Below are 17,584 nucleotides of genomic sequence, written 5' to 3' on the forward strand. Positions count from 1 at the left end.
GCGGACCGGGAGACGAACCTCGACATGACTCACAGGGACATCGCACTCCTGCTGGCCGAGGCGGCGGACGAGGCGGAGATCGGCATAGCCCCCACCCAGGCGGTACTGCGGGGCGGCCGCAGGCGCAGAGCCCGCAGGTGGGCGGTGGCGACGGCCACGGCGCTGGTGATCGCGGGGTCGAGCGGGGCGCTGGCGGTGGCGGGGCTGCCGGGTGGGGACGGGGGCGGTAGCCGGGAGGTGGCGGTGGCGCCTTCCGTGTCCGCGGACCTGCTCAAGCCCCGGTCGACCGCACTGGCGGTCGGAAGGGACGAGGGCAAGAACTGGAGCGTGATGCTGGAGTTGTGGGCGCCCCCGCAGAACGAGAAGGAGGCGCGGGCCCAGCTGGCGGCGATGGAGGAGTTCGGCATGCGGCCGGACGGTGTCGAGAGGGCCTCGGAACTCATCGGCCGGACGACGTACTTCGTGGGCAGGGCCGTGGAGGGTGCTTACGGAGAGATCGAGCAAGGCGCCTTCGGCGGCAAGCCGGCAGTGGTCCTCAGCGAGACGGCCGTCCCCCTGGAACCCGACACCGACGGCCCTGCCCGTTTGGTGGTCGGCCGGCTCGCCAAGTACGACGCGGGCGTCATCTGTACATGGCAGGACGGCACCACCACCGATCTTCGGAGGAACAAGCACGGCTCCGACGGTACGGCGATCACCTCCGTCGAGGGCTCCCCGGCCGACTGGTTCGTTTGCCTGGCACCGGAGGACACTGCTTATGAGTCGGTGGGGCACATCGTGCCTCCACTGCCGCGAGGGGCTCAGAAGCCCTAGACCCACCCCTGCTCCCGGGCCGCCCGCAGGGCCTCCGTCGGGGTGTGAGCGGACGTCTTGGTGAGGGCCGTGGCGAGGTGGGCGCGGACCGTCGGCTCGGGGAGGTGGAGGGCCTCGGCGATAGTGGCGACCGTCGCCCCGTGCGTGCAGGCGCGCAACATGTCGCACTCGTCGGCCGTGAGGGGGTTCGGCGCGGCGCCCCGGGACGCTGCCGCGAGCGCCGGATCGATCACGGTCTCCCCGGTCAGTACCCGGCGGATCGCCCCGGCCAGCTCCTCCACGGGGCCGTCCTTCACCAGGATGCCCGCGGCGCCCGCGGCCATGGCCCGCTGGAGGTAGCCGGGCCGGGCCGACGTCGTCAGGAGCAGTACCCGGCAGTCGGGTGCCTGGTCGCGCAGGTCGGCAGCCGCTTCCAGGCCGCCTCGGCCGGGCAGTTCGACGTCGAGCAGGGCCACGTGGGGACGGTGGAGAAGCGCCGCGTCGACCAGGTTCTCGCCCTTCCCGACCTGCGCCACGACCTTCAGGTCCGGCTCCATCCCCAGCAGCACCGCCAGCGCGCCGCGCCGCGTGCCCTGGTCCTCGGCGAGCAGCACTCTGATGGACCTGGCGGGGCGGTGGTCCCGGGGCATCTCGTTCACGGGCCAAGCGTAGGGCGGGAGGGACAGGCAGGCGACGCGGGCGAGCCACGGGCGGGCTGACGCCATGTCAGGAGCCTTCACAAGTGCCGGGCGCTCGGCTATAACGAGGGCGCCGGACTGGAACGCGTTCTAGGTCCTGAAGGGACCGGGTCCGCCGACGCGCTTCCGGGCCCGCCCCTACGCGACCTCGGTGCGGCCGACGGTGCGGACGACCGCGCCGAGGTCTCAGACCCCTCAGGAGCCCCATGCCCATCGACGCAGCGAAGGCCGTAGCCGCCGAACCCCGGTCCGGCGAGATCTCCTGGACCGCCAAGGACGTCCAGCTCTACCACCTCGGCATCGGCGCCGGACGCCCGGCCACCGACCCCGACGAGCTGCGCTACACCCTGGAGTCCCGGCTGCAGGTGCTGCCCAGCTTCGCCACGGTCGCCGGCTCCGGCGCCCCCGGAGTGATCAGCGGTCTGTCCATGCCCGGCGTCGAGGTCGAGCTGGCCCGCGTCCTGCACGGCGGGCAGAGCCTGGAGATCCACCGCCCGCTCCCCGTCGAGGGCACCGCGACCACCACCTCCCGCATCGCCGCCGTGTACGACAAGGGCAAGGCCGCCGTCCTGGTCCTGCGCACCGAAGCCGCCGACGCCGACGGGCCGTTGTGGACCAACGACTCGCAGATCTTCATCCGGGGCGAAGGCGGATGGGGCGGCGACCGGGGCCCCTCGGCCCGCCCCGAGCCGCCCACTGGGGAGCCCGACAAGATCGTGGAGCGGCCGATCCGCGAGGACCAGGCGCTGCTCTACCGACTCTCCGGCGACTGGAACCCCCTGCACGCCGACCCCGACTTCGCCGCCAAGGCCGGCTTCGACCGGCCCATCCTGCACGGGCTGTGCACCTACGGCATCACCCTCAAGGCGGTCGTCGACACCCTGCTGGGCGGCGAGGCGGGCCGGGTGCGCGCGTATGCGACCCGGTTCGCCGGGGTCGTGTACCCGGGAGAGACCCTGCGCATCCGCATGTGGCACCGGGGCGACACCGTCCGGGTTGCCGTCGGCGTCGTCGAACGGGACGACGCACCCGCCCTCACCGACACCGTCGTCCACCACTCCTGAGTCACCGCCGTCCACCACTCCTGCGTCACCGCCCGAGTCACCGTCGAGGGGAGCCGCACCATGCGCGCAGCCGTACTGCACGAGACCGGCCAGGACAAACTGGAGGTCCTCGACGATGTCGAGGCGGTGGGATTCGGCCCCGGCCGGGTGAGGATCCGGGTGCGAGCCACCGGGCTCTGCCACTCCGACCTGTCCGCCATGAACGGAGTACTGCCCCAGCCGGCCCCCTTCGTCCCCGGCCATGAGGGCGCGGGGGAGATCCTCGAAGTCGGCGAAGGTGTCACCCATTTGAAGCCCGGTGACCGGGTCGTCGTGTGCTGGCTGCCGGCCTGCGGTGCCTGTCCCGCCTGCAAGCGCGGCCAGACCGAGCTGTGCCTGGCCGGGTTCATGAACGCCGGCACCCCCAACTTCAAGCGCCCCGGCGGCGATGTCTTCGGCTTCGCGGGTACCGGCACCTTCGCCGAGGAGGTCGTCGTCGACGCCGGCTGTGCGGTGCCGATCCCCGAGGACGTGCCGTTCGACATAGCCGCCCTCATCGGCTGCGGGGTCACCACCGGACTCGGCGCCGCCATCAACACCGCCGACGTGCAGGCCGGTTCGTCGGTCGCCGTCATCGGTTGCGGCGGGGTCGGCATCTCCGCGATCCAGGGCGCCCGGCTCAAGGGCGCCGCCGAGATCGTCGCCGTCGACCCCGTCCCGAGCCGCCGCGAGGCCGCGCTCGCCTTCGGCGCCACCAAGGCCGTCTCGCCTGACGAACTGCCCGGCGCCAAGCAGGAGATCACCGCCGGCGAGGGCTTCGACTACGTCTTCGAGGTCGTCGGCAGGTCCGCCACCGCCCGCACCGCCTACGAGAACACCCGGCGCGGCGGCACCCTGGTGATCGTCGGCGCGGGCGCCATGGACGACTTCCTCCAGCTGAACATGTTCGAGCTGTTCTTCGACGAGAAGCGCATCCTGCCGTCCCTGTACGGCGGCGGCGACGTGCTGCGCTCCTACGAGCGGACCATCGACCTGTGGCGGGCGGGCCGCGTCGACCTGGCCGGGCTGATCACCCACCGGGTGCCCCTCGCCGAGATCAACGAGGCCCTCGACCAGATGCGTACCGGCAGCGCGCTGCGTACGTGCATCGAGCTGTGATGGCCACCCCCTCCGGGGCCCCGCTGGAAGGGCTCACGGCCATCGTCACCGGCGCGGGCAGGGGCCTCGGCCGCGCCGAGGCGCTGGAGCTCGCCCGGCTCGGCGCGGCCGTCGTCGTCAACGACTACGGTCAGCCGGGCCGGGACGGCTCCGGCGCATCCTCCGCCGGACCTGCGGAGGAGACGGCCGCCGAGATCCGCGCGGTGGGCGGCCACGCCCGCGCGCACACCGGGGACGTCGCTGACTTCCAACAGGCTCAGCAAATGGTCCAGTTGGCGATCGAGGAGTTCGGCAAGCTGGACATCCTCGTCAACAACGCGGGCATCCTGCGCGACCGCATGGTCTTCTCGATGACCGAGGACGAGTGGGACTCGGTGATCCGCGTCCACCTCAAAGGCCACTTCAATACCACCCGCTTCGCGGCAGCGCACTGGCGCGAGCGGTTTAAGGCGGACGGCGGACCGGTGTACGGGAGGATCGTGAACACCTCCTCGGAGGCGTTCCTCGCCGGATCCGCGGGACAGCCCAACTACGCCGCCGCGAAGGGCGGAATCGTCGGCCTGACCACCTCCACGGCACTGGCGCTCGCCAAGTACGGGGTGACCGCCAACGCCATCTGCCCGCGGGCCCGGACCCGGATGACCGAGGACGTGTTCGGCGAGCCCGCCGAGGGCGGCCTCGACCCGCTCGCCCCCGAGCATGTGGCGCCGCTCGTCGGCTACTTGGCCTCACCGGCCGCCGCCCGGATCAACGGCCAGTTGCTCGTCGTGCACGGCGGCATGGTCGCGGTCGTCGACCGTCCCCGGGTCCGGGCCCAGTTCGACAGCAAGCAGGACACCTTCTCCTACGACGAGCTGGACGCCGTACTCACCGCGCACTACGCGGACCGGCCGCCGGGGGAGACGTTCGCGGCGACGGAAGTGCTGGGACTGAAACGGGCGTAGGTAATTCCACTTGGATACAGGGATACAGAACGGCCCCCGCGCCTCTCATCGAGGTGCGGGGGCCGTTCCGTCGCTCAGGCCGCCGTCTCGGTCTGCTCAGCCGGCTTGCGGTGACGGCCGCGGGGGGCCGCCTCGCCGTCGTGGGACGAGACCGGACCGCGGTGCCTGCCCTGACCTGAGTTCTCCTGGTCCTGGGCATGCGGCTGGGTCATAGTGGCGTCGCTCATCGGAAATTCACCCCGTCAACATGATCTTTCAGACAGCCGAGCGAGTTTAACCGGCACACCTCGGGCCGAATCCAGCCGCACACGCCAACCGCCACTACTTCGTTACAAGACGCCCCAACGGCGCCTGCTGCAACGGCACGGGCCGTACCGGGGCTGGGGTCGAGGGGGTGGGTGGTTCGTCCTGGTGCGGGCCCGCTGCGGCGCCGTCCAGGTCGGTCGCGCGGTTCCCCTCGCCCCCCACGGGAGCCTCCGGACCCGGACTTTCCCAGTGCGCCACCCCGCACGGCACCGCCTGCGTCGAGTACGGCAGTTGGAGCGACCCCTCCCGCGTCCACCAGCCCGCTCCCGCCAGCCATCCCTCCGGCGCCGCAAGATGACGCATCTGCTTCTCGGCGGGCCGCCACACCCCGAGCCAGCTGCCGAGCGGGCCGTCCACCCGCAGCGCCACCGAGCAGCTCTCCGGCATCAGCACCTGCCCCGGCTGGACCGCGAACGGTGTCACGGCGCACTCCGGCACCCGCAGGCACTCCGGGAACCGCACCGGCAGGGTGCTGCCCAGCACGCCCCACCCCAGCCTCGGCGCCTCCCCCGGCTCCGGCGCGTCCGAGCCGATCAGCAGCAGCCCGCTGTCCGCGTCCGCGAGCAGCAGCCGGTCGTCGCTCTCCGCCGCGATCTGCAGCAGCGGCGACACCTCCCCGCCGCGCTCCAGGTCCACCACGACCGCCTTGGTCCGGCCCCCGACCTCCCGGTCCAGCGCCAGCATCCGCCCCGCATGGTCCAGCCACACCCCGCCCGAGCAGCGCCCCGGGATCTCGGCGACGTGCTCCGGCCCGAAGGCGCCGCCCGCCACCAGCCACACCGTGCTCGTGTACCGGCCCACGGCGAGGGCGTACGCCTTGCGCCCGCACGGCGCCGGGGGCAGCAGCCGCAGCCCGGTGTCGGCGTCGGGGCACTCGACCGCGCCGATGAGCAGCTCGCCGGTGCCGGGCCCGGTCGGATAGAGCAGCGTGAAGACATGCCGTCCGTCGGTGGGCCGCCGGATCAGGACGCGTCCGTCGCCCATCGGCTGCACCTCGGTGCCGGGCTCCTCCGGCTGGTTGCCGGGCAGCGGCACGGCGTACGGCTCGGGTCCGTCCAGCGTCCAGCGCTCCGGGAACCAGCAGTCGCCGTCCAGCGCGAGACGCGCGGCATAGGCGCCGTCCGCGGTGATCACGCACCCCGCTTGCGGCGCCTCGGACTCGGCGGCGGGGGGTTCGATGGCACAGGCCGTCATCGTCTGGTCACCTCCGGCCACGAAGCTAGTTTTCGTACGCACAGGCGTGGGACCGGCAGGCTGCCGCTTCACACATAAGGGTGTTCCAGGAACGATTCGCCTGAGGGAACGGGGGCGGGTGTGCTGGGCGGGGGAGCGTGGCGCCCGTGGGGCCCGGGAACGTGACATTTCACGGACCCCGCGGCCGGGGTGCGACGGTTCTGCGGCACAGAACGGCCAGGTAGCCTTTTCACGTGCCCCGTCTGTCTGAAGTCATCGCCGCGCTGGAGAACCTGTGGCCCGCCGAGCGGGCCGAGTCCTGGGACGCGGTCGGCACCGTCGTGGGCGACCCCGATCAGGAGGTCACCCGGGTCCTGTTCGCCGTCGACCCGGTCCAGGAGATCGTCGACGAGGCGGTCAAGCTGGGCGCCGACCTGCTCGTCACCCACCACCCGCTCTACCTGCGCGGTACGACGACGGTGGCGGCCTCGCACTTCAAGGGCCGCGTCGTCCACACCCTGATCAAGAACGACATCGCGCTGCACGTGGCGCACACCAACGCCGACACGGCGGACCCGGGAGTGAGCGACGCCCTGGCCGGCGCCCTGGACCTGCGGGTCGTAGGGCCCCTCGTGCCGGACCCGGCCGACCCGTCCGGACGCCGCGGCCTCGGCCGTATCTGCGAACTCGACCACCCGGTCACCGTCCGCGAACTCGCCGCCCGCGCCGCCGCCCGGCTGCCCGCCACCGCGCAGGGCATCCGGGTCGCCGGCGACCCCGAGACGACCGTCCGTACGATCGCCGTGAGCGGCGGCTCGGGCGACAGCCTCTTCGACGCCGTCCGCGCCTCGGGCGTCGACGCCTTCCTCACCGCGGACCTGCGCCACCACCCGGCGTCCGAAGCCGTGTCCCACACCCCTCTCGCGCTGCTCGACGCCGCGCACTGGGCCACCGAGTGGCCCTGGTGCGAGCAGGCCGCCGCCCAGCTCGACGAGATCTCCGACCGCCATGACTGGAACCTCCGCGTCCATGTCTCGAAGACGGTCACCGATCCCTGGACCAGTCACTCCCCTTCACCTGGAGCCCCCAACTGAACGCCGCGCCCGCCGACCAGATCCGCCTTCTCGAGGTCCAGGCCCTCGACGTCCGCCTCCAGCAGCTCGCGCACAAGCGCCGCTCGCTGCCCGAGCACGCCGAGATCGAGTCGCTGACCAAGGACCTCACCCAGCTGCGCGACCTGCTCGTGGCCGCCCAGACCGAGGAGAGCGACACCGCCCGCGAGCAGATCAAGGCCGAGCAGGACGTCGACCAGGTCCGCCAGCGCGCCGTCCGCGACCAGCAGCGGCTGGACTCCGGCGCGGTCAGCTCCCCGAAGGACCTGGAGAACCTCCAGCGCGAGATCGCCTCCCTCGCCAAGCGCCAGGGCGACCTGGAGGACGTGGTCCTGGAGGTCATGGAGCGCCGCGAGTCCGCGCAGGAGCGGGTCGCCGAGCTGACCGAGCGGGTCGGCTCCGTGGAGTCGAAGATCGAGGACGCGACCGCGCGCCGCGACGCCGCGTTCGAGACGCTGGACGGTGAGGCGGCGACCGTGACCAAGGAGCGCGAGGTCATCGCGGGCGCGATCCCGGCCGACCTCCTCAAGCTCTACGAGAAGCTGCGCGAGCAGCAGGGCGGCGTCGGCGCGGCCAAGCTGCAGGCGCGCACCTGCCAGGGCTGCCGCCAGGAGCTGTCCATCACCGACATCAACGAGATCCGCGCGGCGGCGCCCGACACGGTGGTGCGCTGCGAGAACTGCCGCCGCATTCTGGTGCGTACGGCCGAGTCGGGTCTGTAGGCCGGGTCCGTAGGGAGCTTCGGTCGTGCGGGAGTTCATCGTCGAGGCGGACGGCGGGTCACGGGGCAACCCGGGGCCCGCGGGCTACGGCGCGGTGGTCTTCGACGCCGCTACGGGGCAGACGCTGGCGGAGCGGTCCGAGTACCTCGGCGTGGTCACGAACAACGTCGCCGAGTACCAGGGCCTGCTGGCCGGCCTGCGAGCCGCGTTCGACCTGGACCCGACCGCGACCGTGCATGTTCGCATGGACTCCAAGCTCGTCGTGGAGCAGATGTCGGGCCGCTGGAAGATCAAGCACCCCGACATGAAGCCGCTGGCCATGGAGGCGTCACGGGTGTTTCCACCGGAGCGGGTGACGTACGAGTGGATTCCGCGGGAGCGGAACAAGGTGGCGGATCGGTTGGCCAACGGGGCGATGGATGCGGGGGTTGCTGGAGCGGCGGAGGTCTCGGCGGACTCGGTGGCCCCGGTCGCCGGGGGTGCCGCAGCCGACGCTGCCAGGGCTGACGCCGCCATGACCGACACCGCCAAGGCCGACGCCGACATCCGCGCCGCGAAGACCGTGGCGAGCGCCGGATGGGGACCCCCGGACATGGGCGCGCCCGCGACCTTCGTACTCCTCCGCCATGGCGAGACCGCGCTGACTCCGCAGAAGCGGTTCTCCGGAAGCGGCGGCAGCGATCCGGCCCTGTCGGAGATCGGCCGGGACCAGGCCGAGCGGGCCGGCGCCGCGCTGGCCCGGCGCGGCACGATCCAGGCCATCGTCGCGTCCCCCCTCGCCCGTACCCGCGAGACCGCGGCCGCCGTGGCCAGGCGCCTCGGCCTCGAAGTGGCCGTCGACGAGGGCCTGCGCGAGACGGACTTCGGCGCCTGGGAGGGCCTGACCTTCGGCGAGGTCCGCGACCGCTACCCGGACGACCTCAACGCTTGGCTCGCCGACCCCGAGGCCCGCCCCACCGGCGACGGCGAGAGCTTCACCGAGACGGCCACCCGCATCGCCGCGACCCGCGACAAGCTGGTCGCCGCCTACGCGGGCCGCACGGTCCTCCTGGTCAGCCACGTCACCCCGATCAAGACCTTCGTCCGGCTGGCCCTGGGCGCCCCGCCCGAGTCCCTGTTCCGCATGGAACTCTCGGCGGCCTCCCTGTCGGCGGTGGCGTACTACGCCGACGGCAACGCGAGCGTACGGCTCTTCAACGACACGTCCCACCTGCGCTGAGCCCCGCCGCGCCCCGGGCCAGCGCCTCGATGCGCGCCCAGTCCCGCGCGGCGACCGCATCCGCGGGAAGCATCCAACTCCCGCCCACGCATCCCACATTGGGCAGTGCCAGATACTCCGGCGCGGAGTCGGCCCCGATCCCCCCGGTCGGACAGAACCGAGCCTGCGGCAGGGGCCCGGACAGCGACTTCAGATACGCCGTCCCCCCGGCGGCCTGCGCCGGAAAGAACTTCATCTCCCGCACCCCGCGCTCCAGCAGCGCGACAACCTCGGAAGCCGTCGACACCCCCGGCAGGAACGGCACACCCGACGCTCGCATGGCCTCCAGCAGTACGTCCGTCCACCCCGGACTGACAAGGAACCGCGCCCCGGCATCGACGGCCGCCGTCACCTGCTCCGGCGTGATGACGGTCCCCACCCCGACAACGGCCTCCGGCACGTCAGCCGCCATGGCCCGTATCGCATCCAGCGCTGCCGCCGTCCGCAGGGTCACCTCGATGGCGGGAAGCCCTCCGGCGACGAGCGCCCGGGCGAGCGGCACGGCGTCGGACGCGTCCTCGATCACGACGACAGGCAGCACGGGGGCGAGATCCAGCACGGAGGTCATGCGGACATCCTGTCGCCGCCGTGCAGCATGCGCAAAGACCGTTGCACATGCTGCAATGCGGCGAGGGCGACTCAGTGGATCTCGTCCACCAGCACATCCAGCGACCAAGGCGCACCGGCCTTGCCCGGCGCCGCGGCCTCCACCTCGTACCCCAGATCCCGCAACGCCTCGACCAACTCGGCCGGACCGCCGGGCTTCGTGCCGGACGTGAGCAGACTGCGCACGATCCGCCCCTTCGTCGCCTTGTTGAAGTGGCTGACGACCTTCCGGGTCGGCGCGTGCAGCACCCGCACGCTCGCCGTCCGCCCGGCCACCTCACCCTTGGGCTTCCAGGCCGCCGCGTACGCAGCGGACCGCAGATCCAGTACGAGCCCGTCCCCCGCGACCTCGGGAAGCACCGCCGCCATGGCCGTACGCCAATGAGTGCCCAGCGCCCCGAGCCCAGGCAGCTTCACCCCCATCGAGCACCGGTAGGAGGGAATCCTGTCGCTGACCCGCACCGCCCCCCACAACCCGGAGAACACGAGCAACGAGCGCGCCGCCCGCTTCTTCGCGGCGGTGTCGAGGGAGGCGAGGTCGAGGGCGTCGTAGAGGACGCCGGTGTAGATCTCCCCGGCGGGCCGGGCACCAGCGGTCCGCAGCTCGGCATTCTTGGCGACCTCGCCCCGCAACCCCTCACTCAGCCCCAGAACCTCCCGCGCCTTCTCCTCGTCCCCCGCGCACAGCTCGACGAGTTCGTCGAGCACGGCCGCACGAGCCTCGGACAGCCCCGGCAGCGACAGCGACTCCAGCTTCAGCGGGGCACCACGGCCGGAAGACGCCTTGCCTTCGGAGGGCGGCAGCAGGACAAGCACGGGTGGATCTCCTTCTGTAGAACTCGGCCAAGCGTACGGCGTGCTTCCGGGCGGCCTCCGCCCTAGGCTCGCTGTATGCCTCGCCGCCACATCCGCGTGACCGGCGCCCCAGAAGCCCCGCTCCGGGCCGCCCTCACCGCGTTGCGAACCGAGCTCGACATCGACGAGACCTTCCCGCCGGAGGTCCTGGCGGAAGCCGAAAGGGCCGCGCGAGACCCCGTGCTGCCGGTGGAGGACGCCACGGACGTCCCCCTCTTCACCATCGACCCACCCACGTCCACGGACCTCGATCAGGCGATGCACCTGTCCCGCCAGGGCACCGGCTACCGCGTGCGGTACGCCATCGCGGACGTCGCCGCCTTCGTCGAACCGGGCACGGCACTCGACGCCGAGACCCACCGCCGCGTCATGACCCTCTACTTCCCGGACACCCGCATCCCCCTGCACCCAGCCGTCCTCAGCGAGGGCGCGGCGAGCCTGCTGCCGGGCCAGACCCGCCCGGCGGTCCTGTGGACGATCGACCTCGACGCGGAGGGACGCCCACTGGCCGTCGACGTCCGCCGCTCGCTGGTCCGCAGCAGGGCGAAGCTGGACTACGCCGCCGTACAGAAGGAGATCGAGGAGGGGACGGCCGAGGAGCCGCTGGCGCTGCTGGCGGAGATCGGCCGGCTGCGGGAGGCCCTGGAGGTGGACAGGGGAGGCATCTCCCTGAACGTCCCCGAGCAGGAGATCGTGCAGCGGAACGGCGGCTACGAGCTGAGCTTCCGCGCCCCACTGCCGGCGGAGGGCTGGAACGCGCAGATCTCGCTCCTCACGGGCATGGCGGCGGCGGACCTGATGCTGTCGTCCGGCACGGGAGTCCTGCGCACGCTCCCCGCTGCCCCCGACGGAGCGGTGGGCCGCCTCCGCCGTACCGCACACGCCCTGCACATCGACTGGCCGCACCACGTGTCGTACGCGCAACTCGTGCGCTCCCTGGACCCTTCGGTCCCCCACCATGCGGCATTCCTCCAGGAGTGCACGACGCTGCTGCGGGGCGCGGGCTACACGGTCTTCCGGGACGGCGACCTCCCCGACATCGTGACCCACTCGGCGGTGGCAGCCCCGTACGCCCACTGCACGGCCCCCTTGCGCCGCCTGGCCGACCGCTTCGCGTCCTCACTGTGCCTCGCGGCAGCAGCGGGCGGCCCCCCGCCCGAGTGGGTCCTTTCGGCCATGGACGCGCTGCCCAAGGAGATGGCGGACGGCTCGCGGCGGGCCGGGACGGTGGAGCGGTCGTGCGTGGACATCGTGGAGGCGGCGGTGCTGGAGGGCCGGGTGGGGGAGGTGTTCGACGCGTACGTGGTGGATGTGGACGAGCGTCGGCCGGGGGTCGGAACCGTCCAGTTGGAGAGCCCAGCGGTGATAGGGCGGGTGGAGAGCGAGAACGGGGCGCTGCCGCTGGGGGAGCGGCTGCGCGTACGCCTCACGCAGGCGGATCCGGTGGCGGCGAAGGTACGTTTCGCCCCCGCGTGACGATCTGGACGGTCCGCCGGATGGCCTCGGCCTGCGCCGGGGCGAAATCGGCGTAGAAGGCGCGGAGGAAGCTGTTGTCCTGGTCGATGGGAGGGGTGGGCAGCATGAGCTCGCTGGGGAGGCATTCGACGAGGGCATGAGCAGCGTGCTCAACGCGGGGATCGTCGGGTTCGGCGTCGGCGAGGTCGTCGAGGAGGGCGTAGGCGGCACGGACGCGCTCGATGCCGGCGGGGTCCTCCAAGGCGGCACTCATGATCCCCGAGAACCGCTCGCGCTCCTCCGGACCGGCGGTGCTCTCCATGAGCGCGAGGATCTCCCGGTCCTTGGCGGCCATGGGGGAGTCGGAGAGATGCGCGGTACGACGGAAGAGCGAGGCAAGCTCGGGAGAAACGGGCCCCTCGACGGAGACGCCGTCCTCCATCAACGCCCGCAACCTCGCGCGCCGCTCCCGCAGCGCGGCCTCCTGCCGAGCAAGATCCTCATCGAGCTCGCTCAACACCTCGGCGAGGTCCTTCCCGGCCTCATCGGCCAGCACGTCCCGCACCTCCCCGAGCCCGAGCCCCAACTCGGTGAGCCGCCGTATGCGAGCGAGCACGACGGCGTGGCGCAGGGTGTAGTCCCGGTACCCATTGCTCAGCCGCTCGGGCTCCGGGAGCAGCCCGAGGTGGTGATAGTGCCGCACGGTTCGGGTGGTGACACCTACGGCGTCGGCGAGCTCTCCGATGCGCATGGGGCCAGTAGAGACCTTGACGTGGCGGCAGGGTCAAGGGGGAGGCCGACGGCCCCCGTGCAGGTGATCGTCCTCATTTCCGGCTCCCTCTTCGCTCGCGGGAGCCTTGTATGGGTGACATGGCACTGGACGCGATCACGCAGAAGGTTTTGCTGGACTGGTTTGCCGAGCTGGACGCCCCCGAGGGTCTTCGGGTGGAGCTCATGGAGGGGGAGGTCGTCGTGGCGCCGTTGCCGGACGGCCACCATGAGCACTGCGTCAGCGAAATCGTGAGTCAGGTGCATGAGCACTCCGTGACCGAAATGCAGTTCTCTAGGCAAAAAGGCTTGAAGCTGCGAAGCGCGGATGGCTGTCCACAGGATCACGTGATCCCGGACGGGACGTTCGCTCCCAAGGAACAACGCCTCTATCGGGGAGCCGACCCGTGGATGCCATGCGAGGGAGTCACGATGGTGTTGGAGGTGACATCCGGGAAGCCGCGGCCAGACCGCGAGATCAAACGCCGCTGCTACGCCCGAGCCGGTATCCCCCTCTACTTGCTCGTCGACCGCGAGGCCAGATGGACCACGCTGTTCGAGTCCCCGAAGGCGGACGACTACGAAGAGCTCCGCGGCGTCGCCTACGGCAAACCGCTCCCCCTCCCCGCCCCCTTCGCCTTCGACCTGAAGACGACCGACTTCCTCTGAGCGCCTAGTACCATGGTCGACACGGCAGACGAGCCGGGCGGGCGGCCGCGTGGAGGTTCTTGGATCTCCCCGAGGAACGTCCGGGCTCCACAGGGCAGGGTGGTGGCTAACGGCCACCCGGGGTGACCCGCGGGACAGTGCCACAGAAAGCAAACCGCCGGGGACCGCAAGGCCCTCGGTAAGGGTGAAACGGTGGTGTAAGAGACCACCAGCGCCTGAGGTGACTCAGGCGGCTAGGTAAACCCCACCCGGAGCAAGGTCAAGAGGGGCCGCCTTTCGAGGTGACCCTGCGCGGACGTTCGAGGGCTGCCCGCCCGAGTCCGCGGGTAGACCGCACGAGGCCGGCGGCAACGCCGGCCCTAGATGGATGGCCGTCGCCCCGGCTCCCGCGAGGGAACCGGGGAACAGAACCCGGCGTACAGCCCGACTCGTCTGCCAGCAGGACCCCCGACCAGGCCCCCGACATTCATGCACGGGACGGCGTGGGCACGGGGCTTTCGGCTTCGGACGCCGCATGAATGAGGGACCTCAGCTTCTCGCGCGTCTCCGGGTCCGTTGAGTAGATGATCGTGCCGACCATCCCGCGGGTCAGCAGCACCTTGTAGGTGTTGCGGATCAGTCGGTCGATGTCCTCGTCGGATGTGGCCTTCGTGAACGACGGATCCTTCGACGCAGACCGGTCCACCACCCAGTGGTCCGTGCGCCACACCAGGTCGGGGCCCATGATGACGCCCGACCAGTCGTACTCAAAGCCCTGGGCGGTGTAGACGCAGCCGACCTGGGTGAATCCGGCCGGGTCGGTGGCCCAGAGCGGGGCGGGCGGGGCGCCGAGCATGGAACGGTCGCCGTAGACGTTCCAGGGGCGGGCCCAGTCGCCGATGACGACGTCGGTGGGCAGGGCCGTCATGGTGGGGGTGATCTTCGTGGTCCACTTCCAGCAGTAACCGGCGGAGATCCGTGCGCCGTAGCCCTCTGCGCGGCGGCTGATGAGGAACTCCTCCAACTCTTGGGGACTTCCCGCGGTCAGCAGCTCGAACTTGCCGTCTGGAGCCCAGTGGTGGGGCGTGCCGCCGTCCAGACCGAGCAGATCGACGACCCACTTCTCGTACGCCTCACTGCCGCCGCACCGGAACTGGCCGTCCAGTTCCACGACCGTGCACTCCAGGCCCTGGGCTGCGGCGGCCTGCTGAATCGCCTCCTTAGTTCCCATCTCGCCGGGGCGCACTACCTGGTGCTGGTCGAGGAGGAACACCGGCACGCGTGCCGCGTCGATCAGCTCCGCCACCTGGGGACGACCAGTGCGGAGTTCCGCCTTTGTGTACCGGTTGGCGGAGGTCTTGCGGAGGCGGTGTGCCTCGTCACAGATCAGGACGTCGATGTCGTTCGGCTCGGCGTCCATGAAGCTGTTGAAGTACTTGAACAGTTGCTGGACTTCGCGCTTGCGGGCGCCCGCGACCTTGCGCATCGTCTTGGTGAAGGACTGCGACCCGGTCGCGTGAAGAGCGGGTACCCCGCGTCGGTACAGCTCGCCCAGTAGCGACATCGCCACCACGCTCTTGCCGGAGCCGGGGCCGCCGGTCACCACGATCACCTGCTTGTGGTTGGACCGCTTGGCCTTGCGTACGGCGGACATCACCTGCTCGTACGCTTCCCGTTGCTCGGCGATCAGCACGAACTGTTCGCGGTCACGGATCTCGGCCGCCGCCACGGACATCAGTTGCTTCGACGGCCGAACCTTCCCGGCGAGCAGTTCGTCCGCGGCCTGGGCGCCGGGCTGGGCGGCGAGCCGGGAGCGCAGGAACTCCATGAAGGCGCCGCGCTGTTCGCCGGTGTACATCCGGCCGTACTGGTCCTCCTTGACGGCCCGCAGACCCGCCACGCCGAACTCGGTCGCATTGTGAAGGAACGCGACTCCCGCCAGGGACTTGGGCATCCGCTCCAACGCCCCGTTGAATGAGAGCAGGTATTCGCAGTAACCCCGCACCTGCTCGATCGGGTTGAGGACGGGCTGTGCGTAGGAGTCGATCCGGCACAGCAGTGGTTCTTCCTCATCTGGGTAGGCAGAGCTCCACTGCTTGAGTTCCACGACGACGTAAGACGGTTCGCGGGTGGTGGGGTGAACTCCCGCGAGTACGGCGTCGGCGCGCTTGCTGGTGAGGGGCAGGCTGTATTCGACGAGGACTTCGACCTCGTCGAGCCCGGCCTCGATGAGGGCGTTGACGAGCGCGGGCAGGCTGCGTTCCCAGGACCGGATCTCCGCCTGCGCCGGCATTCTGCCGTGCAGATGACGGAAGTTCTCAGTCAGGTGCAGAGCCAGCGATCCTTCGAGTATGCGGGTGGCCACGGACGCCGCGGACTCACGGAACAGCAAGAAAACGCCCCCAGGCAGCACGAAGTGAACTCGTGCGGGTGGGGGCATGTCCTCCGGTGTCCGCCCGGAGGCGGATCAGGAAGCCCGTCGGGCCGCTGAGATGGTGCTCGCCATCCTAAGACAGCGTGTATGGCGCGGCCGTCCCTTCCCGTGTGCGCAAGGCTGCGTAGGTGTCCGAGCATTGCGCATCGCGATGCGCACGGGGCGTGACGCTGATTGCGCATCACCGCGACCTCGCTCGTGGTTCGGTATTGCGCAGCCGCCGCACAGCGGTAGCAGCCATTGCGCACGGCTGCGCAATCCGTCTACTGACGCGGTGACCAGGTCCAAGGGACTGCGCAGTCGGGACCCAGGACGGGGTGCCACACCGGCGCGGAGGGGCCGCTGTTGCGCAGGTCTGCCAGTGCAGCGGTCAGGATGGGGACCGTGTGGAAGAAGAGGGGCTGCTCCGAGGCCTTGGCGGCTCCTTGCAGGGCGTCGAGGCGGGTCTTGATGCCGGTGGGGCCCGTGCCGTCCAGGACGAACAGCAGGCGGGGGAACAGCGGATAGTGCCGCCGCCATTCCTCCTGCACCGGGCCTTGGGTGGCAGTCCGCCGGTGGCCTGCGAAGGGCGTGGGGGTGTAGCTGTGAAGGCGGGAGTAGGCGCCCAGTTTCGCGCCCAGGCGCTCGGGGCCCATGGTGGCCCGGTCGACCTCGACGAACGCTCGCAGCATCGTCCCGTCGCCCGCGGTGGTGCCCCGCGCGTAGTACATGAGGGCGTCCGGTATGACCGCCTCGCCGCCCCCGAGAGGGTGGTACACCTCGGGGATCCAGTCCAGCGGGCGGCACAAGTCGCCGATTCGGCGAGCGTCTTCGATGAAGGTGAGCGCTGTCTCGGTCACCGTCAATGTGTGGCCTGACCGCAGTCTCGCGGCTGTCGGGTCGGACACCATCCTCGGCAGTCGTCGGCCCCGCAGCTCCGGCCACTCCGCGGCGATCTGCGCGCCGTACGAGGTCGGGAACCATGCACGCAGGCGTCCTGCTTGGGGGAGGGTAATGCGGTCGACCAGTCCTTCCGACCGCAGCTTGGCCATCCGGCGCCGCGTCTGCTCGATGCGCACTCCCGGCGCGATCAGCCGGTGCATCTGCTCGGTGGTGGTCATCCGGTACTGCGTCAGCACCGCGAGTGCCAGGCGATCCCCGCCGCCCGTATCCACGTCCGTCATCGTCGGCCTGCCCTTCGGTACAGGTGGCGCCGTCCTGACCGGCTCCACGTGTACGGCCACCGCAGCAGGCCACCCCGACCACACCTGCGACCGCGAAGGCCCGACCACGGTCACGATGCGACAACTCCCCCGACAACCGGGCCGACAGCCCCGCCCATATCCCCGGGGACAGCTGTTCGTGCCTTGCCGGAGGGGGGCGGCGTATTCGCAGGTCAGCACGCCATTCTCGGCTTGGTCGCCAGGCCGACATCCCCCTCTGCACACCCCACACCCGCCCCGAAGCAAAAGAAGAACAGGGGACGGCGGGAGAACGGGTGGGCGCGTGCCGCCGGGGGATCGGGGCGCCGTGTCGCATGCTGCGCGCCGGCGACCGCCGTCGCGCTCACGCGCCGATCCCGGCGCACGTCAACGGCACGAGCGAAGTCCCGAGGGCAGGCACCTTCGCCCTG

17 protein-coding genes and 1 other RNA gene are annotated in these 17,584 nt (G+C 71.1%); 10 read left to right on the forward strand and 8 right to left on the reverse strand.

Annotated elements, in window-relative coordinates; translation table 11 throughout:
- Positions 1 to 24 precede the first annotated feature (24 nt).
- The gene (locus M8H82_RS00100; protein WP_250070166.1) at positions 25 to 813 is read left to right on the forward strand and encodes a hypothetical protein; all 789 of its coding nucleotides are present in this window, start codon (positions 25 to 27) and stop codon (positions 811 to 813) included.
- Here M8H82_RS00100 and M8H82_RS00105 read toward each other — a convergent pair.
- Positions 810 to 1,442 carry a response regulator transcription factor gene (locus M8H82_RS00105; protein ID WP_250070739.1) on the reverse strand — a complete coding sequence of 211 codons (633 nt, stop codon included), beginning with the start codon at positions 1,440 to 1,442 and terminating at the stop codon, positions 810 to 812. The two genes, M8H82_RS00100 and M8H82_RS00105, sit on opposite strands and share 4 nt — an antisense overlap.
- 254 nt (positions 1,443 to 1,696) lie before the next feature.
- On the opposite strand from M8H82_RS00105, the gene M8H82_RS00110 reads away from it, so the two are divergent.
- Genes M8H82_RS00110 through M8H82_RS00120 form a run of 3 tightly spaced genes read left to right on the forward strand, consistent with a single transcriptional unit; the run spans position 1,697 to position 4,635 of the window.
- Positions 1,697 to 2,554: a MaoC/PaaZ C-terminal domain-containing protein gene (locus M8H82_RS00110; RefSeq protein ID WP_250070167.1), complete on the forward strand. Its 858-nt coding sequence runs from the start codon at positions 1,697 to 1,699 to the stop codon at positions 2,552 to 2,554.
- 60 nt (positions 2,555 to 2,614) lie between these two features.
- The gene (locus M8H82_RS00115; protein ID WP_250070168.1) at positions 2,615 to 3,691 is read left to right on the forward strand and encodes a Zn-dependent alcohol dehydrogenase; all 1,077 of its coding nucleotides are present in this window, start codon (positions 2,615 to 2,617) and stop codon (positions 3,689 to 3,691) included.
- Positions 3,691 to 4,635 carry a 3-oxoacyl-ACP reductase gene (locus tag M8H82_RS00120; RefSeq protein ID WP_250070169.1) on the forward strand — a complete coding sequence of 315 codons (945 nt, stop codon included), beginning with the start codon at positions 3,691 to 3,693 and terminating at the stop codon, positions 4,633 to 4,635. The genes M8H82_RS00115 and M8H82_RS00120 overlap by 1 nt, the downstream gene beginning before the upstream one ends.
- Before the next feature lie 74 nt (positions 4,636 to 4,709).
- Here M8H82_RS00120 and M8H82_RS00125 read toward each other — a convergent pair whose 3' ends face one another.
- Both M8H82_RS00125 and M8H82_RS00130 read right to left on the reverse strand, forming a co-directional pair.
- The gene (locus M8H82_RS00125; protein WP_250070170.1) at positions 4,710 to 4,862 is read right to left on the reverse strand and encodes a hypothetical protein; all 153 of its coding nucleotides are present in this window, start codon (positions 4,860 to 4,862) and stop codon (positions 4,710 to 4,712) included.
- A 94-nt stretch (positions 4,863 to 4,956) separates the two neighbouring features.
- Positions 4,957 to 6,135: a hypothetical protein gene (locus M8H82_RS00130; protein WP_250070741.1), complete on the reverse strand. Its 1,179-nt coding sequence runs from the start codon at positions 6,133 to 6,135 to the stop codon at positions 4,957 to 4,959.
- A 233-nt stretch (positions 6,136 to 6,368) separates the two neighbouring features.
- Here M8H82_RS00130 and M8H82_RS00135 point away from each other — a divergent pair, with 233 nt between their 5' ends.
- The 3 genes from M8H82_RS00135 to M8H82_RS00145 are packed head-to-tail and all read left to right on the forward strand — an operon-like array spanning position 6,369 to position 9,167.
- Positions 6,369 to 7,208, forward strand: a complete 840-nt coding sequence (locus M8H82_RS00135) for a Nif3-like dinuclear metal center hexameric protein (protein WP_250070171.1) — start codon at positions 6,369 to 6,371, stop codon at positions 7,206 to 7,208.
- The gene (locus M8H82_RS00140; protein ID WP_250070742.1) at positions 7,205 to 7,948 is read left to right on the forward strand and encodes a zinc ribbon domain-containing protein; all 744 of its coding nucleotides are present in this window, start codon (positions 7,205 to 7,207) and stop codon (positions 7,946 to 7,948) included. Before M8H82_RS00135 ends, M8H82_RS00140 begins: the two co-directional genes overlap by 4 nt.
- Positions 7,949 to 7,973: 25 nt before the next feature.
- Positions 7,974 to 9,167, forward strand: a complete 1,194-nt coding sequence (locus M8H82_RS00145) for a bifunctional RNase H/acid phosphatase (protein ID WP_250070172.1) — start codon at positions 7,974 to 7,976, stop codon at positions 9,165 to 9,167.
- Here the strand turns inward: M8H82_RS00145 and M8H82_RS00150 are convergent.
- Complete coding sequence (locus M8H82_RS00150; RefSeq protein ID WP_250070173.1) at positions 9,142 to 9,774, reverse strand: bifunctional 4-hydroxy-2-oxoglutarate aldolase/2-dehydro-3-deoxy-phosphogluconate aldolase; 633 nt, start codon at positions 9,772 to 9,774, stop codon at positions 9,142 to 9,144. The two genes, M8H82_RS00145 and M8H82_RS00150, sit on opposite strands and share 26 nt — an antisense overlap.
- A 71-nt stretch (positions 9,775 to 9,845) precedes the next feature.
- Positions 9,846 to 10,628 (reverse strand): peroxide stress protein YaaA, encoded by a 783-nt coding sequence (gene yaaA, locus M8H82_RS00155; protein ID WP_250070174.1) that lies wholly within the window; start codon positions 10,626 to 10,628, stop codon positions 9,846 to 9,848.
- 75 nt (positions 10,629 to 10,703) lie between these two features.
- On the opposite strand from yaaA, the gene M8H82_RS00160 reads away from it, so the two are divergent.
- Positions 10,704 to 12,143 carry an RNB domain-containing ribonuclease gene (locus M8H82_RS00160; protein ID WP_250070175.1) on the forward strand — a complete coding sequence of 480 codons (1,440 nt, stop codon included), beginning with the start codon at positions 10,704 to 10,706 and terminating at the stop codon, positions 12,141 to 12,143.
- On the opposite strand, the gene M8H82_RS00165 is transcribed toward M8H82_RS00160, so the two are convergent.
- The gene (locus tag M8H82_RS00165) at positions 12,094 to 12,873 is read right to left on the reverse strand and encodes a MerR family transcriptional regulator (protein ID WP_250070176.1); all 780 of its coding nucleotides are present in this window, start codon (positions 12,871 to 12,873) and stop codon (positions 12,094 to 12,096) included. The two genes, M8H82_RS00160 and M8H82_RS00165, sit on opposite strands and share 50 nt — an antisense overlap.
- A 119-nt stretch (positions 12,874 to 12,992) precedes the next feature.
- Here M8H82_RS00165 and M8H82_RS00170 point away from each other — a divergent pair, with 119 nt between their 5' ends.
- Together M8H82_RS00170 and rnpB are read left to right on the forward strand one after the other, a co-directional pair.
- Entirely contained in the window at positions 12,993 to 13,559 is a 567-nt protein-coding gene (locus M8H82_RS00170; protein WP_374211609.1) for a Uma2 family endonuclease, read from the forward strand.
- 29 nt (positions 13,560 to 13,588) lie between these two features.
- Positions 13,589 to 13,994, forward strand: an RNA gene (rnpB, locus tag M8H82_RS00175) — RNase P RNA component class A.
- Positions 13,995 to 14,025: 31 nt separating this feature from the next.
- Here rnpB and M8H82_RS00180 read toward each other — a convergent pair.
- Positions 14,026 to 15,978: a DUF2075 domain-containing protein gene (locus M8H82_RS00180; protein ID WP_250070178.1), complete on the reverse strand. Its 1,953-nt coding sequence runs from the start codon at positions 15,976 to 15,978 to the stop codon at positions 14,026 to 14,028.
- Positions 15,979 to 16,235: 257 nt separating this feature from the next.
- A complete protein-coding gene (locus tag M8H82_RS00185; RefSeq protein WP_250070179.1) occupies positions 16,236 to 17,135 on the reverse strand; it encodes a replication-relaxation family protein in 900 nt (299 codons plus the stop codon).
- Between the last annotated feature and the right edge of the window lie 449 nt (positions 17,136 to 17,584).

Origin of the sequence: Streptomyces sp. YS415, from assembly GCF_023544665.1 — a bacterium.
In the GTDB taxonomy this organism is placed as follows: Bacteria; Actinomycetota; Actinomycetes; order Streptomycetales; family Streptomycetaceae; genus Streptomyces.

What these genes read in the sequence shown, in the direction of transcription:
- M8H82_RS00100 (WP_250070166.1), top strand. Translation starts at nt 25, where the DNA reads ATGACTCACAGGGACATCGCACTCCTGCTGGCCGAGGCGGCGGACGAG.
- M8H82_RS00105 (WP_250070739.1), bottom strand. Translation starts at nt 1,442, where the DNA reads ATGCCCCGGGACCACCGCCCCGCCAGGTCCATCAGAGTGCTGCTCGCC.
- M8H82_RS00110 (WP_250070167.1), top strand. Translation starts at nt 1,697, where the DNA reads ATGCCCATCGACGCAGCGAAGGCCGTAGCCGCCGAACCCCGGTCCGGC.
- M8H82_RS00115 (WP_250070168.1), top strand. Translation starts at nt 2,615, where the DNA reads ATGCGCGCAGCCGTACTGCACGAGACCGGCCAGGACAAACTGGAGGTC.
- M8H82_RS00120 (WP_250070169.1), top strand. Translation starts at nt 3,691, where the DNA reads ATGGCCACCCCCTCCGGGGCCCCGCTGGAAGGGCTCACGGCCATCGTC.
- M8H82_RS00125 (WP_250070170.1), bottom strand. Translation starts at nt 4,862, where the DNA reads ATGAGCGACGCCACTATGACCCAGCCGCATGCCCAGGACCAGGAGAAC.
- M8H82_RS00130 (WP_250070741.1), bottom strand. Translation starts at nt 6,135, where the DNA reads ATGACGGCCTGTGCCATCGAACCCCCCGCCGCCGAGTCCGAGGCGCCG.
- M8H82_RS00150 (WP_250070173.1), bottom strand. Translation starts at nt 9,774, where the DNA reads ATGACCTCCGTGCTGGATCTCGCCCCCGTGCTGCCTGTCGTCGTGATC.
- M8H82_RS00160 (WP_250070175.1), top strand. Translation starts at nt 10,704, where the DNA reads ATGCCTCGCCGCCACATCCGCGTGACCGGCGCCCCAGAAGCCCCGCTC.
- M8H82_RS00165 (WP_250070176.1), bottom strand. Translation starts at nt 12,873, where the DNA reads ATGCGCATCGGAGAGCTCGCCGACGCCGTAGGTGTCACCACCCGAACC.
- M8H82_RS00170 (WP_374211609.1), top strand. Translation starts at nt 12,993, where the DNA reads ATGGCACTGGACGCGATCACGCAGAAGGTTTTGCTGGACTGGTTTGCC.
- M8H82_RS00180 (WP_250070178.1), bottom strand. Translation starts at nt 15,978, where the DNA reads ATGCCCCCACCCGCACGAGTTCACTTCGTGCTGCCTGGGGGCGTTTTC.
- M8H82_RS00185 (WP_250070179.1), bottom strand. Translation starts at nt 17,135, where the DNA reads ATGACGGACGTGGATACGGGCGGCGGGGATCGCCTGGCACTCGCGGTG.